We start from the raw sequence: 14,968 nt of genomic DNA on the forward strand, positions 1-14,968 counted from the left end.
GCGATGAGACTTCTGACTGCGGTACTGCGGACGATCCGGGGCAGCCGGCGGCTGGCGACCGGACTGGCGATCCTCGGGGCGATGGTGCTGCTGGCGCTGTGCAGCCCGTTGATCACCAAGGCCATCGGCGGTGGCGAGGATCCGATGGAGGTGGCGGCGTACGAGAAGTGGCTGGTGCCGTCCGCGGACCACTGGCTCGGCACCGACCAGTTCGGCCGGGACGTGTTCGCGATGGTGATCAAGGCGCTCTCGGTGTCGCTGCAGATCGGGGCGATCGCCGGTGTCATCTCGACCGTCGTCGGCGTGATCGTCGCGTTCGTCGCCGGGTACAAGGGCGGCTGGATCGACGGGGTGCTGTCGACGTTCACCGGGATCCTGCTGGTGATCCCGACGTTCCCGCTGCTGATCGCGCTGTCGGCGTACGCGAAGAACGTCACCCTGTTCCAGGTCGGTGTGATGATCTCGATCTTCTCCTGGCCGTTCGCGGCCAAGACGATCCGGTCCCAGGTGCTGAGCCTGCGGACCCGGCCGTACGTCGACCTGGCCCGGGTGAGCAAGGCCCGGGACCTGGAGATCATCGTCACCGAGCTGCTGCCGAACCTGCTGCCGTTCATCGGCGTCGGGTTCGCGTCCTCGGCGCTCGGCGCGATCTTCGGCCTGGTCGGGCTGGAGGTCATCGGGCTCGGGCCCGGCGGGGTGGTCGACCTCGGGCAGATCATCTTCAACGCGATCACCACCGGCGCGCTGACGCTCGGCGCGTGGCCGATGTTCGCGGTGCCGATCATCTTGCTGACGTTGCTGTTCGCGGCGCTGAACATGGTCAACATCGGGTTGGAAGAGGTCTACAACCCGCGGCTAAGGGGAGTGACCGGTGAGTGACTCGGTCTTGGAGATCAGGGGTCTCGAGGTCACGTACCTGTCGACGCGGGGCAACGTGAAAGCGGTCAACGGCGTCGACCTGGACGTCCGTCGCGGTGAGATCCTCGGCATCGCGGGGGAGTCGGGCAGCGGGAAGAGCACCCTCGCGGTCGCGCTGCTCCGGCTGCTGAAACCGCCGGGCAAGGTGACGGGCGGGTCGGTGATGTTCCACCCGGCCAAGCGTTCGCCGGTCGACCTGCTGAAGGTGGACGGCGAGGAGCTGCGGGTGCTGCGCTGGTCGGCGCTGTCGTACCTGCCGCAGGGCTCGATGAGCTCGCTGAACCCGGTGATGCGGGTGCAGGACCAGTTCAAGGACGTGATCCTGGAGCACGCGCCCGGCCGGAAGGACTCGCTCGGGGAGCTGATTCCGCGGCTGCTCGGCCAGGTCGGGCTGGAGCCGCGAGTCGCGCGGATGTACCCGCACGAGCTGTCCGGCGGGATGAAGCAGCGGGTGCTCATGGCGATTGCGGTCGCGCTCGAACCGGACTTGGTGATCGCGGACGAGCCGACCACCGCGCTCGACGTGACCATCCAGCGGGTGATCCTGCAGTCGCTGGCCGACCTGCGCACCGACTTCGGCGTCACGGTGGTGGTGATCTCGCACGACATGGGTGTGCACGCCCAGCTGGCCGACCGGGTCGCGGTGATGTACGAAGGCCGGCTGGTCGAGGTCGGCGACGTACGCCAGGTGTTCAAGGATCCCAGGGATCCGTACACCCGGCAGCTGATCGAGTCGATCCCGCAGGTGGGACGGAGGGCATCGTGAAGTCCGAGCTCGAACTTCGTGGCGTACAGCAACGATTCCACGCGCGTGGGGTGGCCGGCGGTTACCTGACCGCGGTCGACGACGTGAGCTTCACGCTCGCGGCGCAGCCGCCGCAGGTGGTCAGCCTGGTCGGCCAGAGCGGCAGCGGGAAGAGCACGATCGCCCGCAACGTCCTCGGCCTGCAGAAGCCGACCGCCGGATCCGTGCTGTACGGCGGCAAGGACATCTTCAAGCTGAGTCGCGCCGAGTACGACGAGTACCGGCGCGACGTCCAGCCGGTGTTCCAGGACCCGTACGCGATCTTCAACCCCTTCTACCGCGTCGATCGGGCGCTGTGGAAGGCGGTGAAGAAGTTCGGGCTCACGACCAGCCGGTCGAAGGGGCTCGAGCTGATCGAGGAGTCGCTGCGCGCGGTCCGGCTCGAACCGGAGAACGTGCTCGGCCGGTATCCGCACCAGCTGTCCGGCGGCCAGCGCCAGCGCATCATGCTGGCCCGCGTGCACATGCTGCGGCCGTCGTTCATCATCGCGGACGAGCCGGTGTCGATGCTGGACGCCCAGGTGCGCAAGCACTTCCTGGACATCCTGCTCGACTTCCAGCGCGAGCACGGGATGACCACGCTGTTCATCACCCACGACCTGTCCACCGTCTACTACCTGGGCGGCGAGGTCATGGTGATCACCAAGGGCAAGATCGTCGAACGCGGCCCGGTCACCACGGTGATGCACGAGCCGTCCCACCCGTACACCAAGCTCCTGCTCGACTCCATCCCGCAGCCCGACCCCGACCTGCGCTGGACCTCCCGCATCAACGTCGACGAGCTCGACGAGGAGGAGAAGGCCGAAGCCGACGCCACCAGCGGCCCCGAGACCCCAGTGATCTAGGGCCGACGGCCGCTGGTGACGAGGAACTCGTAGAACCAGGCGCGGAAGGCCGGGTTCGTCATCAGCTCGCGGTAGCGGGTGAGCTCGTCGTCGGTGGCGCCGGCGGCGCGGAGCAGCGGTTCGGCCTGCTGGTTGAGGTTGAGGTGCAGCAGGCAGCCGTCGGTGCCGCCGGCCGTGGTCTGGGAGTACTCCATGACGTCGACGTCGACGAGGCCGGCGGCGGTCATCAGGCCGGCGGTCTCCCGGGCGAAGGTCCAGCTGATACCGCGAGCCGGGCTGACCACGTTGTGGGACAGATGCAGCATTTTGTCCCACAGCTCCTGGTCGCCCGGTTCCGGTACGGCGAGGGTCTCGAGCGGACGGTCGGTGATATCGCCGAGCACCAGCCAGCCACCAGGCGCCAGCGCCTCGACGATCCGTTCGAGGAGCTGCTCGCGTTCTGGCAGGTGCATGAGCAGCAGCCGCGCGTGGATGAGGTCGAACGGCCCCTCCACCGGCAGGCCGTCGCGCAGGTCGTGGCGGATCACCTGGACGCCGGGTGCGACGTCGTTCAGCTGGCTCGTGTCGATGTCGACGGCAACGACCTCGCGGGTGCGCGCTGCCAGCCAGTTGGCGATCGAGCCGTTGCCCGCGCCAAGTTCGAGGCAGCGCAGGTCCGGCCGGAGCCCGACCCGCTCCAGGGCCCAGGCGGTCGGCCGGTTCAGGAGCTTGCCGAGGTGATCGAGGTGGTGCGTGCCGAGTTCGCTGCCGGTGTCGAAGAGATAATCCATGCTCCGAGCGTGGGCGGCCCGGCCGACCGAAACATCCGGGTTCACCCGGATCGTGACAGCGCCCAGGCGACGATCTCGTACCGGCTGGCCAGGTCCAGCTTCTGCCGGATGTGCTCCAGGTGCGACTCCACGGTACGGCGGGAGATCACCAGAGCGACCGCGATCTGTTCGTTGCTCAGCCCCTGTCCGGCCAGCTCGGCGACCTCCAGCTCGCGGCCGGTCAGCGGCTTGTCGGTCGGGGTCGGCGGTGCGAGCGCCTCGGCCATCAGTTCGTCCTGAGTGAGCTGCCGGCCGACCGCCATCAGCCGATCCGCGACGCGGGCACCGACCCGCTGCCGGAGTCGCGCGACGGTGGCGTCACAGAACACGGTGGTCACGTCCGACATCCGCCCACCGCGACGGCTGAGCGCGATCGCGGCCCCGGCGAGCCGCAGTGATGCAAGCTCCCGGCCTTCGCTCGCCGCCAGGCTCATGCTGGCCCACAGCCACTCAGGATCCTCGATCAGACCGGACGCCTTGCGCAGCTCGGCGACCACCGCGGTCACCTGCTCGCGATGGGTCCGCACGTCACCGGCCACGGCTGCCGCGAAGGCCGTCCCGAGCCGGCCCGCGACGGTCAACGCGGCGGCGCCGGTCGACCTGCCGATCTCGAGTGCTTCGCGCGCGCAGGGAGCTGCGGCTGCGTAGTCGTCCGCCTCGAAGTGCGCCAGGCCGAGCACGGTCAGCGTCCATCCTCGGCTGTGCTCGTCACCGAGCCGCCGGAAGATCGCCATACTCTGCTCACACAGGTCGATGGCGACCGCAGTCTCGCCGGTGGCCGCAGCGACCAGGGCGAGATTGCGCAGCGCCCGTGCCGTACCGGGCTCGTCGCCGAGTTGCCGATGCAGGTCGAGGCTCTCCTGGTAGGCGAGCCTGGCGGCCGCGTAGTCGCGTTGCCGCCAAGCCAGCCGGCCGAGTCTTGCCAACGCGGTGGCACGCAGAGCCGCGTCGTCGCGGTCGAGGAACTCCTCCAGCCAGCCGCGTGCGTCGTTGACGAAGCCGCGGTTCTCCCAGAAGTAGGCGAGGCCCGTGGCCAGGCGCAGCCCGAGATCGCCGGGCTGCGATCGCGCCCAGCTCAGCGCGGCGAGGAAGTTGCCCTCGTCGCGCTGCAGGTCGATCACCGTGCGGCCTCGATCGCTCTTGTGCAGCTCGGAGTCGCCCCGCTGGGCGACGGTCAGGTAGTGCGCTGCGTGGCGCGACCGGACGGACGGCGCTTCGCCGAGGAGCGAAGCGGCGTACTGGCGAACCGGCTCCAGCAGGCGGAAGCGAATGCGGCCGTCGGGCAGCCGGTCGGTCAGCACCAGGGAGTGGTCGACGAGGCCGGTCAACGCACCGAGCAGGTCGTCGCCGAGATCGGCGACGTACTCCAGCGCGGTCAGGTCGAAGCCGCCGGAGAACACCGCGACCCGCTCGAACAGCAGCTGCTGTGGTTCGGAGAGCAGGTGGTAGCTCCAATCGAGCGCAGCCCGCATCGTTGCGTCGTTCTCCTGCAGCAGGGGAGTGAGGCGCTGCAGGATCTGACGCGGCGACAGCACTCGGCTCCAGGCCGCCGCGAGCTCGATGGCGAGCGGCAAGCCGTCCAGCTTCAGGCAGATCTCGGCGACGGCTTCCGCGTCGACAGGGGTGTCACCGGACACGAGTGCGGCCCGGTCGTCGAAGAGTTCCTTTGCGGACGTGGCGGCCAGCGGCGGTAGCCGGAAGACCTGCTCGCCGGGTGCGCCCAGCGGGACCCGGCTCGTGGTCAGGATGCGCACGTCCGGGTGGGTCTCCAGGATGCGCGTGGCGACCTCGATCGCCTCGTCGACCACGTGCTCGCAGTTGTCGAGGATGAGCAGGTCACCGTCGAGCGGATCCGGGATCGCTGACTCCACCGAGGCCGCCGATGCGAGCTCGGCCAGTACGACGTCGGTCGCTGACCGGGCGGCGAACTCGCGACTCAGCCGGGTCTTTCCGGCTCCCGGCGGTCCGGCGATCGTCACCAGGCGAGTGGTGTTCACGAGGTGGTCGAGGCGATTCAGCTCGGTGTCGCGGCCGAAGAACCTGGTGAGGTCCGGAGGTGGCTGTCGTCGCATCGGCGGTTGTGCGGCTGGTCGTCGTACTTCGAGCAGTTGCTGATGGATCGCCTGCAGGTCGGGCGACGGGTCGGCGCCGAGTTCGTCGGCGAGCTGGGTGCGGAGGGCCTCGTAGCGGTCGAGAGCTTCGGCGGATCGGCCGGCGTCGCGCAGGGCGGTGAGCAGCCGGAGCCAGAGGGTCTCGCGCAGTGGATAGCGGGCGGTGAGCTCGTGGAGCTCGGGGATGCGTTGCAGGTGCGCGCCGGTGGTTGCTTCCTGGTCGATGCGTCGTTCGCAGGCGGTCAGGTAGCGCTCGATCAGGGCCGGCGTCTCGTGATCCTCGAACCACGCCGACAACTGCTCGCCGAACGGGTCACCACGCCAGAGCTGCAGCGCGGCGTCGTACTCGGATCGGTCGAGCAGTTGACGGAAGCGCAGTACGTCGACGCACTCCGGCGGCACGTCGAGGCGGTAGCCGGTCGGCTCGGTGGTCACCGACTCGTCGCCGAGGACGCGGCGCAGCCGGCCGACGTACGTCTGCAGACTGCCGCGGAGCCGCTCCGGCGGATCGTCGGCCCAGAGCGCCCGTCCGAGCGCGTCGAAGGAAACCGTCCGCCCGCAGTCGAGCGCCAGAATCGCCAGCAGAGCACGAACCTTGCGCCCGGGCAGCGTCACCCGCCGCCCGTCACGACAGATCTCGAACGGACCAAGCAGCCGAATCTCGAGACGCGCCATCACACCCCCGGCCCCTCACCCTACCGAGCCGAAGGGTCGCCACTGGACTGACAGCAAACCGACAGCGCTACTCCCTACGTTGTCGAACGGGAGTGCAACTGATCGGGGGATCATGCCGAGTACGACAACTGTCCTGTCCTTTTGCCTTGCAGCGCTGGCGGTACCACTCGTACCGGGACCATCCGTGGCGTTCGTGGTGGCCTCGTCCCACGAGCTGTTCCAGGCAGTCACGTACGCCGGCGCCGCCTACCTGATCGTGATGGGGATCCGCGAGCTCCGGCACCGGCCGGCCGACAGTGGACCGAAGCACCGGGCGGTGTCGTCGGGCTACGGGCGGCTCGTCCGGGACGGGATCCTCGTCGACCTGCTGAATCCGAAGACCGCGCTGTTCTTTCTCGCGTTCCTGCCACATGAGCTCAGGTGGTGCGGATGGCGGGGTCGCTGAGGCCGGGGGTTCCGGTTTCGACGTGGCCGGCCAGGCGGCGGAGGTACGTAATGTCGTTGGTGGTGATGGAGACGTCGTACCAGCGGTTGGTGGTGGTGAAGGTGTGGGTGCGCGTGCCCGGGCGGAGGTCGAGGCGCTTGGGGGAGCCGCCGTACGCGTTGGTGATGGTGATGCGGCGGGCGACGTCGGTGGTGATGGTGAGGTCGAGGTCGCCGGTGCCGGCGTTCTCGCGGGCGGTGACCTCGAGGCCGGTCGCGGGCTTGCCCTTGAAGGTGCGCAGGAAGCCGTTCGGGCCGTGCACGGTCAGGTCGTAGACACCGTTGGAGTAGATGGTGTTCCAGCTGTCCGCGATGCTCTTGCCGGCCTCGGTGGTGTACGTCCACGGACCATCTGTCCGGTTCGCGGACGTGATCAGGAACTGCGCCCCGGCCTTCGGCCCGGACCCGAAGGTCAGCGTGTACTTGCCACCGGCAACCGACCCGTCGACGACCGAGGCGTACGGCAACGGCCTGGTACGGCGGCGGCCGCGCTCCTGAGCCGGGATGCTGCCGACCGCGGGCGGGGTCGGCCGGTAGTCCGGGTGCCGGTCGTTGTCCGGCGGCTCGTACGCCGACGTGTCTGGCAGGTCGGCCATCGTCACCGCGGACTTGGCCGCGATCCACTGGTTGTACTTGCCCTTGTTGATCGCCTGCTGCCCGTCCGGCCAGCTGTGCGGGAGGCCCTGCAGGAACTGCAGTCCGAGGTCGTCAGCCTCCGGGTGGAACGGCAGTGTCTCCTGGCCGGAACTGCCGGTGGAAGATGAACTGTGCTGTTTGAAAGAGCCGACTTCCGAACTATTCTGAGCGGTGTGGACCACGTCTGGTACGTCGCCTACGGGTCCAACCTCGCCCTCGACAGGTTCCGCTGCTACCTGGCCGGCGGGCGCCCGGCCGGCGGCGCGCGTGTCTACCCGGGGTGCCGCGACCCCCGCGACCCGGCGCGGATCGCAGCGGTCGAGGTCCCGGGCGGCCTGGTCTTCGCGGGGGAGTCCCGGGTCTGGGGTGGCGGCTCGGCGTTCTACAACCCGGCCGCGCCGGGCGTGGTGGCCGCGCGGGCCTATCTGGTGACGGCGGATCAACTGGGCGACATTGCCGCGCAAGAGATGCGCCGCGACCCGGGAGGCGAGTTCGCTCGCGACCTGGCCGCCGTACTCCCGGAGGTTGATGCCGTCCACGCGATGGGTTCGGGGCGCTACGAGACTGTGGCCCGCCTGGGTGAGCAGGACGGCGTACCCATGTTCACCGTCACCCACGGCACCGTCGCCGACCTCGAACCGAACGCGCCGACCCTCCCGTACCTGCGCTGGATCGCCGCCGGCCTCGCCGAAGCGCACGGCTGGGCCGCCCGCCGGGTCGCGGAGTATCTCTACTCCGCGACCGGTGTCAGTCGGGCGTGGACAGTGGACGAGCTCGCGTCAGCGCTTGACGGCGAGGCAGGTGGCGGTGGATTGCTTGGTGGGGTCGCTTTCTGAGGTCGCGGTCAGGGTGATCTTGGCCAGCGGCGCGGTGCCGGACTTCGTGTAGACCGGGACCGTCGTGTGCTGGCCCGCGTTCGCGGTGGCGAGGGCGTTGGGCAGCGACATCGACCAGCCGTTGCCCTCGATCTCGGCGCTCACGCGGTAGACGTCGCCCTTGAGGTACGACGTGACGTCCTCGGGGTGCTGTGATCCGGTCCCCGCCGTACCGGTGTTGGTCAGCTGGAAGCTGCACGTCTGCACGCCGTTCTGCTGCGGCTTGGCCACGGTCGGCAGCACCCGGACGCCGCGCTTCTGGGCTCCGGCGCCGTCGAGCGACCGGATGGCGACCGTGTAGGAGAGCACGCCTTGGCGGTCCCGCTTCACGTTGGTGATGTAGAAGTGCAGGCGGTTGGCGGCGTCGGTGTACTCGTACTCGCTGCCCGAGTTCGTGCCGGCGTGGAAGAGGGCGTCGGACAGTTGGCGGTAGTCGCCGATCGTGATCGGTACCTCGGTGCCGTCGGGCAGCACGTAGTCGGTCATGCTGATGTCCTGCGGGTTCGCGTCGATGACCCACTCGAACGGCGCGCGGTCCTCGTTCTTCGTCTTCGCCAGCAGCACGCCGGCGTCGGGGGTGAACGAGTCCGTGCCCATCCGGTCGACTACCTCGACCGTGTAGTTCTGGTACCCGCGGCCGTCGCACATCGGGTCCGTGGTGACGCTACAAGGTGGTGCGAGATCGCCTGCGCCGCCGAGCTGGATGTTCACGCCGGCCAAGCCCTTGGGACCGGGCTGGACCGTCCTCGCGGTGACGTCGGCGATCACGACACCGGACGTCGCGAGGGCCTCGCGGGACAGCCGCAGGACGTTCTTCTCGTCGACCATCTGCAGCTTGATCTTGTTCCGGAGCATGTGCTGCGCGCCCATCGAGCCGCCACCGGTCGCCGGGATCATCCAGCGGCTGTGCGGACCACCCGGGCCGTTGAAGCTGCCGCGGCTCAGCATCTCCCAGATGCCGGTGTACGCGCGCCGTGGCGGAACGCCGTACGGGTTGTTGTAGTTGTCGCCGATGCCCAGGATGTGGCTGAGCTCGTGCGCGTAGACGCCCATGCCGGAGCTCTCGGCCTGCGTCGACGAACCGCCGCCGGCGTTCGGCCAGATCGACGCGCCGGCGGCCCAGGACGTCCAGTCGACGTACCGGGTGTCGGACCAGTTCGGCAGCGCCGGGTCCGGCGGGCCGAACTCGTCGGTGACGTCCTCCTTGGTCGGGAACTTCATCATCCCGAACTCCTGCCAGGTGGACGACTCGTCCTGCCCGGCGCTCAGGAAGAAGACGAAGTCGAACCCGGCCGGCACCTCCGGGCCCTGGTCGGCGACCCAGGCGGCGCGGCCGTCGGTGCGAATGTTCTTGGTGCAGTCGTCACCGGCCGGGCAGGCGGTGCCGCCCTGGAACTCCATCGCGTACTCGTGCGACTTGCCGGGCATCCGGTACGGGCCGAACGCGGTCAGGTCGACGCCGTACCGGCCGCCGGAGTCCTCCATCCAGTACTCGTGGATGGTGTGGCCGCGGTTCAGCGTGCCCGGGGTGTTGAGGAAGTTCTTGTAGAACTCGGCGACCTGGTCGCGCGGCACGCCGTTCGCCTCGGCACTCGGGTTCCCGAACGGCGTCGACCCCTTCGCCTTGGTCACGACGAAGTCCTGGTTCGGGTAGTCCACGAGCACCAGCGCACCCTTGAACGTCCGCGTCGACCCCTTCACGTTCGGGTCGGACCAGTTGGTCCCCGGCGGCTTGCGGTAGTCACCCCACGTCATGTGGTCCGGGTTCACCCAGTTCTGCGGATCAATGGCCCCCGGCAACCCCTCGGCGGTGGTAGCCGCAACACGCTGCGGCGATCCCGACTCCTGCCAAGGCTGCTTCTGCGGCCAATGCGGAAACTGCCAAGCATTAGCGGGATCCGGGGGTGCGGTCGCGCTCGGCGAGGCCAGCGCCATCGAGGGCACCGAGACGGCGGCGAGTACGGCGACCAGCTTCAGGACAAGACGAAACTTCCGTTGCTCAGACACGGGCGGGCATCCGATCGACTAGGGCGGGACAACGGGCTGCCATGAGCTTGCCCTGTGAAGACCCGTGACCACAACAGATGAGACCACTGTATACAGTATGGAATGATGTCGCCAACCTGGGCGCGACGGCTGTGGATGGAGGAACCATGTACGTGGTGACGAACCCGGCGACGGGTGTGGTGGTCGAGGAAGTGGCCAACTCGACGGAGGAAGAGGTTCAGGCCGCGGTCGGGCGGGTGGCCGGGGGATATGCGGGGTGGCGGGCCCGGTCGGTGCGGGAGCGGGCCGCGATCGTGGCGCGGGCGGCGGACCTGTTCGAGCAGCGGGCCGAGGAACTGGCCGCGATCATGACGCTGGAGATGGGGAAGCGGATCAACGAGGGCCGCGGCGAGGTCGGCATCGTGGTCGACATCTTCCGGTACTACGCCGAGCACGGGCCGGCGTTGCTGGCCGACGAGCCGCTGGACATCAAGGGCGGCAAGGCCGTCATCACCAAGGGCCCGATCGGGCCGCTGCTCGGCATCATGCCGTGGAACTTCCCGTGCTACCAGGTGGCCCGGTTCGTCGCGCCGAACCTGGTGCTCGGCAACACCATCCTGCTCAAGCACGCCTCGATCTGCCCGCGCTCGGCCCGCGCGATCGAGGAGATCCTGCACGCCGCCGGCGTGCCGGACGACGTGTACGTCAACACGTTCGCGTCCAGCCGGCAGATCCCGGCGATCCTGGCCGACCCGCGGATCCAGGGCGTCTCGCTGACCGGCAGCGAGCAGGCCGGGGTGTCGGTCGCGGCCGAGGCCGGGCGGCACCTGAAGAAGACCGTGCTCGAGCTCGGCGGCTCGGACCCGCTGATCGTGCTCGACACCGCCGACATGGACGAGACGGTCAACGCCACCGCGACAGCGCGGATGAGGAACTGCGGCCAGTCGTGCAACGCGCCGAAACGGATGATCGTGCTCGCCGACATCTACGACGAGTACGTCGACCGGCTGACTAAGCGGGTCGCGGAGTACTACCAGCCCGGCGATCCGGGCGACCCGGAAACGAAGCTCCCGCCGCTGGCGTCGGTCGCGGCCGCGGACGAGGTCGCGGGCCAGGTGGCGAAGGCCGTCGAGCAGGGCGCGACACTGCGCGCCGGCGGACACCGGATCGAGCCTGGTGCTTTTCTCGAAGCAACCGTGCTCACCGACGTCACCCCGGCGATGGACGCGTACTACGAGGAGATCTTCGGCCCGGTCGTCATCGTGTTCCGTGCCGCGGACGAGGACGACGCGGTCCGGCTCGCCAACGACACCCCGTTCGGTCTCGGCTCCAGCGTCTGGGGGACCGACCCCGACCGCCTGCGCCGCGTCGCCGAGCGGATCGACGCCGGCATGGTCTACCTCAACCGGGCCGGCGGCTCCCAGGCCGACCTCCCGTTCGGCGGCATCAAACGCTCCGGCATCGGCCGCGAGCTCGGCCCGGCCGGGATCGAGGAGTTCATGAACAAGAAGTCGATCAGGCTGTAAAGGGTTTTGAAACGGGCGTTTTGCGCATAAGGTGACGCACCTGATGTAACGGGCCGGTGACTGTGTGAAACCGGTCCGGCCAGATCTGTTCCGTGAGGACGGCCGGTGCGATCCACCGGCCGGGAAAGAGTGGCAGCAGATGATGCGATTCCGCCCCCTTCGTTCCGTCCTGCTCGCAACCACCTGTGCCGTCGGCCTCGTCGTACCGCTCGCCGGTACGGCGTCCGCCGGCCACCCCTCGACGGTCCACGAGGCCGCGACGACCAAGGCCGAGCAGGCCAAGGTCGCCGGCTTCTGGACCCCCGAGCGGATGCGGTCCGCCGTACCGCTCGAACAGCTTCTGAAACCGAAGCAGCGGGTGGCCGCCGCGCCGGCGGCCGGCAAGCCCACCACGGTCGCGCCGACCGCGTTCCCGAACGGCGGCGGTCAGTGGACCGGCGGCGGCAAGATCGTCAGCACCGAGGGCCGGGTGTTCTTCACCTACCAGGGCCGTACGGCGTCCTGCAGCGGGACCGCGGTGACCTCGACGAACAAGAGCACCGTGATCACCGCCGGCCACTGCGTGAAGCTCGACGGCGCGTTCCACACCAACTGGGCCTTCGTCCCGGCGTACAACAACGGCAGCACGCCGTACGGGACGTGGACCGCGAAGAAGACCTATGCGACGCCGCAGTGGGTGGCCAGCGAGGACATCAACTACGACGTCGGCGCCGCGGCGGTGAACCAGCTCAACGGCCAGAACCTCACCGACGTGGTCGGCGGCCAGGGTATCGCGTTCAACCAGGCGCGCGGCCAGAACATGTACGCCTTCGGCTACCCGGCCGCTGCGCCGTACGACGGCTCGAAGCTGATCTACTGCAGCGGTACGACGTTCAACGCGCTCATCTCCAACGGGATCGGGATGACCTGCGACATGACCGGCGGCTCGAGTGGCGGCGGCTGGTTCCTGCAGTTCAGCGAGTCGACCGGCGCCGGCATCGTGAACTCGGTGAACAGCTACAAGATCAACTTCATCCCGACCTGGATGTTCGGCCCGTACTTCGGCACCGACGCCCAGAACGTCTACAACACGGCCCAGGCCGGCTGACCCCGACACGCGGTGGGCCGCACGCACTGCCGTGCGGCCCAACGCAGCGCATACTGCGAGTAACAGGGGGAGCACATCTCTAGGGGGCGGACATGGCTGAGCCTGCGGGTTACTCGATCAAGACCTACCGCTACCTGCGGATGGCGATGGTGGCGATGGTGGTGCTGCTCGCCGCGTCACTGGTGATCGAGTGGTCGAAGACGAATCCGCGCTGTCTGCAGACGTCCATCAGCGCCTACTACTACACGCCGGTGCAGGCGATCTTCGTCGGCGGCCTGATCGCCATCGGCGTGTGCATGGTGGTGCTGAAGGGCAATACCGAGCGGGAGGACATCCTGCTCAACGTCGCCGGGATCCTCGCGCCCGTCGTGGCGCTGGTGCCGACACCAGGTCCGGGCCGGTGCCGGTCGGTGCCGATGGTGCTGGGTGACACCGCCGCGAACGTCGCCAACAACATGCTGGCGCTGTTCGTCGTCGGCGTGCCGTGCCTCGTCGTCACCGCGGTGTTCGTGCTCCGGGCGCGGTGGTCCCGCGAAGACCGGAACCCCATGTACCTGGTTGGTTTCGCCGTCGCGCTCGCGCTGTTCGGCGGTGGCGTCGCGTGGTTCTTCGCCGACCGGGCCGGCTTCATCGCCAACGCGCACTACGCGGCCGCGCTGGTGATGTTCGCCTGCATCATCGCGGTCGTGGTGGTCAACGCCCAGGAGTTCCGCCGCAAGCAGCACCGAGCGGAACACCACCGAGCGCCGGAGACCAAGCCAGTGCCGGCCAACCGGTACTCCGCCATCGCCATCGCGATGGTCGTCGTTCCGCTCGCGTTCTGGGCCTGGAAGGCGATCTTCGGCTGGGAGCACCTGGTGCTGTGGATCGAAGGCGCGCTGATCACGCTGTTCGCGACCTTCTGGATCATCCAGACGCAGGAGCTGTGGGACGAGGGCGTCCGCGACGGCGGTCAGGAGTTGCCGCGCTCGCAGGCGATCCCGTCACCGTTCTTGTCGAGCGCTTCGGAGTAGCCCGGCCGACCGCGGTACAGCGGCGCCTTGCCTGCGGCCCGAGCCTCGGCGCAGGTGCTGAACACGACCGGTTTGGTGCTGGTCGGCGCAGTCGTGGGCGCACTGGTCGAGGGGTTGGCCGGGTCCGGCGTCGACGAAGGCGCCGACGACTCGGGCCCCGTCGGCGTGGAACTCGGTGCCGAAGTAGGCGACGACTCCTCCGACGTTGTCGGCGTGGGTGGCGTGGTCGGCGTGGTTGTCGGAGGAGCGCCGGTCTCGGGAGCGGCCGGCGAGCTCTCCGGCTCCGACGACGTCTCGACCTCAGACGTCGGCGCCGCCGTGGGCTTCGTGTCGTCGCCGCCGGTGAACGGGTTGAACAGCACCAGTCCGATCAACACGAGTACGACGAGCGTCGCCGACCCGAGCTTGATCACACTCGGACCGCCGTACCGTCCGATCGGTCCGCGCACCGGATAGCCTTCTTCGTCGACCCAGAATCTCCAGCCGGCCGGGGCCGGCGGCCACGACGAAGCGGGTCCCCAGCGTTTGGGCGGTCGCCACCTCGCGTTCGGCGGGCCGGGCCAGCCCGGTGGCGCGTTGAACTGCCTCACACAACCTCCTGCTCCCCCAGGTTGTTCATCGCGTCAGGCAGCCTACAGACAATCACGCGGGAAAGTCTGGCCTAGGCCCGAATGTCGTCGTTTTCAATCGTTTGAACGCCGCTTGGCACCCGGTCCCGGTCGCGGTACGGCGTTGCGCGGTGACTCAACGGTGTGGCCGGCCGCACAATGGACCTCGGTGTGGACGACCGCGCCGCAGTCGCGATGGATGATGGTCAGCGGCGAGCCTTCGGGACCGGCCAGGTACTTGTCACCCCAGTCGCGGATCGCGATCAGCAGCGGGTAGAGGTCGAAGCCCTTCTCGGTCAGCCGGTACTCGTCGCGCTGCCGGGCCCCGGGCTCGCGGTACGGCACCCGGCGCAGGATGCCGTGCTCGACGAGTTTGGCCAGCCGGTTGGACAGCACCTGGCGGGGGATGTCAGTGCGGATCCGCAGGTCGTCGAACCGGCGGATGCCGTTGAACACCTCGCGCAGCACCACTACGGTCCACCGCTCGCCGAGGATCTCCATCGCCCGGCCGATCGGGCAGTTGTCCACCGACCAGTCCAGGGCGTCGTACCCCCGCGCCGGAGGCGCGGCATTCAGTGCCGTCATGGGGCT

Annotated in this window: 14 protein-coding genes; 8 read left to right on the plus strand and 6 right to left on the minus strand. The window is 68.9% G+C overall.

The genetic code is table 11. The features are described from left to right. Positions 1–3 precede the first annotated feature (3 nt). The 3 genes from ACIBGM_RS01325 to ACIBGM_RS01335 are packed head-to-tail and all read left to right on the plus strand — an operon-like array spanning position 4 to position 2,568. Positions 4–879, plus strand: coding sequence for an ABC transporter permease (locus ACIBGM_RS01325; protein ID WP_360515238.1), 876 nt, complete (start codon positions 4–6; stop codon positions 877–879). Continuing rightward, a complete protein-coding gene (locus tag ACIBGM_RS01330) occupies positions 872–1,684 on the plus strand; it encodes an ABC transporter ATP-binding protein (RefSeq protein ID WP_396384091.1) in 813 nt (270 codons plus the stop codon). The genes ACIBGM_RS01325 and ACIBGM_RS01330 overlap by 8 nt, the downstream gene beginning before the upstream one ends. Next, a complete protein-coding gene (locus tag ACIBGM_RS01335; protein WP_360515244.1) occupies positions 1,681–2,568 on the plus strand; it encodes an ABC transporter ATP-binding protein in 888 nt (295 codons plus the stop codon). Before ACIBGM_RS01330 ends, ACIBGM_RS01335 begins: the two co-directional genes overlap by 4 nt. Here ACIBGM_RS01335 and ACIBGM_RS01340 read toward each other — a convergent pair. Beyond that, on the minus strand, positions 2,565–3,338 hold the full coding sequence (locus tag ACIBGM_RS01340; protein ID WP_396384092.1) for a class I SAM-dependent methyltransferase: 774 nt from the start codon (positions 3,336–3,338) through the stop codon (positions 2,565–2,567). The genes ACIBGM_RS01335 and ACIBGM_RS01340 overlap by 4 nt on opposite strands. Positions 3,339–3,379: 41 nt before the next feature. Beyond that, positions 3,380–6,163, minus strand: a complete 2,784-nt coding sequence (locus ACIBGM_RS01345; RefSeq protein WP_396384093.1) for a BTAD domain-containing putative transcriptional regulator — start codon at positions 6,161–6,163, stop codon at positions 3,380–3,382. A 184-nt stretch (positions 6,164–6,347) separates the two neighbouring features. Between ACIBGM_RS01345 and ACIBGM_RS01350 the strand changes: the two genes are divergently transcribed. Further along, complete coding sequence (locus ACIBGM_RS01350; RefSeq protein WP_396384094.1) at positions 6,348–6,608, plus strand: LysE family translocator; 261 nt, start codon at positions 6,348–6,350, stop codon at positions 6,606–6,608. Here the strand turns inward: ACIBGM_RS01350 and ACIBGM_RS01355 are convergent. Further along, on the minus strand, positions 6,580–7,464 hold the full coding sequence (locus tag ACIBGM_RS01355; RefSeq protein ID WP_396384095.1) for a phospholipase domain-containing protein: 885 nt from the start codon (positions 7,462–7,464) through the stop codon (positions 6,580–6,582). The genes ACIBGM_RS01350 and ACIBGM_RS01355 overlap by 29 nt on opposite strands. On the opposite strand from ACIBGM_RS01355, the gene ACIBGM_RS01360 reads away from it, so the two are divergent. Further along, positions 7,456–8,118 carry a histone deacetylase gene (locus tag ACIBGM_RS01360; RefSeq protein WP_396384096.1) on the plus strand — a complete coding sequence of 221 codons (663 nt, stop codon included), beginning with the start codon at positions 7,456–7,458 and terminating at the stop codon, positions 8,116–8,118. The two genes, ACIBGM_RS01355 and ACIBGM_RS01360, sit on opposite strands and share 9 nt — an antisense overlap. Here the strand turns inward: ACIBGM_RS01360 and ACIBGM_RS01365 are convergent. Then, positions 8,062–10,164, minus strand: coding sequence for a M6 family metalloprotease domain-containing protein (locus ACIBGM_RS01365; protein ID WP_396384097.1), 2,103 nt, complete (start codon positions 10,162–10,164; stop codon positions 8,062–8,064). The genes ACIBGM_RS01360 and ACIBGM_RS01365 overlap by 57 nt on opposite strands. A 146-nt stretch (positions 10,165–10,310) precedes the next feature. Between ACIBGM_RS01365 and ACIBGM_RS01370 the strand changes: the two genes are divergently transcribed. From ACIBGM_RS01370 to ACIBGM_RS01380, 3 genes are all read left to right on the plus strand, one after another. Next, entirely contained in the window at positions 10,311–11,669 is a 1,359-nt protein-coding gene (locus tag ACIBGM_RS01370; RefSeq protein ID WP_396384098.1) for an NAD-dependent succinate-semialdehyde dehydrogenase, read from the plus strand. A gap of 139 nt (positions 11,670–11,808) precedes the next feature. Then, positions 11,809–12,756 carry a hypothetical protein gene (locus ACIBGM_RS01375; RefSeq protein ID WP_360515267.1) on the plus strand — a complete coding sequence of 316 codons (948 nt, stop codon included), beginning with the start codon at positions 11,809–11,811 and terminating at the stop codon, positions 12,754–12,756. A gap of 92 nt (positions 12,757–12,848) precedes the next feature. Continuing rightward, positions 12,849–13,769 (plus strand): hypothetical protein, encoded by a 921-nt coding sequence (locus ACIBGM_RS01380; RefSeq protein ID WP_396384099.1) that lies wholly within the window; start codon positions 12,849–12,851, stop codon positions 13,767–13,769. Here the strand turns inward: ACIBGM_RS01380 and ACIBGM_RS01385 are convergent. Then, positions 13,709–14,218 carry an excalibur calcium-binding domain-containing protein gene (locus tag ACIBGM_RS01385; protein WP_396384100.1) on the minus strand — a complete coding sequence of 170 codons (510 nt, stop codon included), beginning with the start codon at positions 14,216–14,218 and terminating at the stop codon, positions 13,709–13,711. The genes ACIBGM_RS01380 and ACIBGM_RS01385 overlap by 61 nt on opposite strands. Positions 14,219–14,452: 234 nt before the next feature. Continuing rightward, complete coding sequence (locus ACIBGM_RS01390) at positions 14,453–14,962, minus strand: winged helix-turn-helix transcriptional regulator (RefSeq protein ID WP_396384101.1); 510 nt, start codon at positions 14,960–14,962, stop codon at positions 14,453–14,455. Positions 14,963–14,968 lie beyond the last annotated feature (6 nt).

The sequence above is a fragment of the Kribbella sp. NPDC050470 genome, assembly GCF_044458365.1.
Lineage (GTDB): Bacteria > Actinomycetota > Actinomycetes > Propionibacteriales > Kribbellaceae > Kribbella.

Excerpts from the sequence above, each read along its gene's own strand:
- ACIBGM_RS01325 (WP_360515238.1), top strand. The coding sequence starts at position 4 with ATGAGACTTCTGACTGCGGTACTGCGGACGATCCGGGGCAGCCGGCGG.
- ACIBGM_RS01340 (WP_396384092.1), bottom strand. The coding sequence starts at position 3,338 with ATGGATTATCTCTTCGACACCGGCAGCGAACTCGGCACGCACCACCTC.
- ACIBGM_RS01345 (WP_396384093.1), bottom strand. The coding sequence starts at position 6,163 with ATGGCGCGTCTCGAGATTCGGCTGCTTGGTCCGTTCGAGATCTGTCGT.
- ACIBGM_RS01370 (WP_396384098.1), top strand. The coding sequence starts at position 10,311 with ATGTACGTGGTGACGAACCCGGCGACGGGTGTGGTGGTCGAGGAAGTG.
- ACIBGM_RS01375 (WP_360515267.1), top strand. The coding sequence starts at position 11,809 with ATGATGCGATTCCGCCCCCTTCGTTCCGTCCTGCTCGCAACCACCTGT.
- ACIBGM_RS01380 (WP_396384099.1), top strand. The coding sequence starts at position 12,849 with ATGGCTGAGCCTGCGGGTTACTCGATCAAGACCTACCGCTACCTGCGG.
- ACIBGM_RS01390 (WP_396384101.1), bottom strand. The coding sequence starts at position 14,962 with ATGACGGCACTGAATGCCGCGCCTCCGGCGCGGGGGTACGACGCCCTG.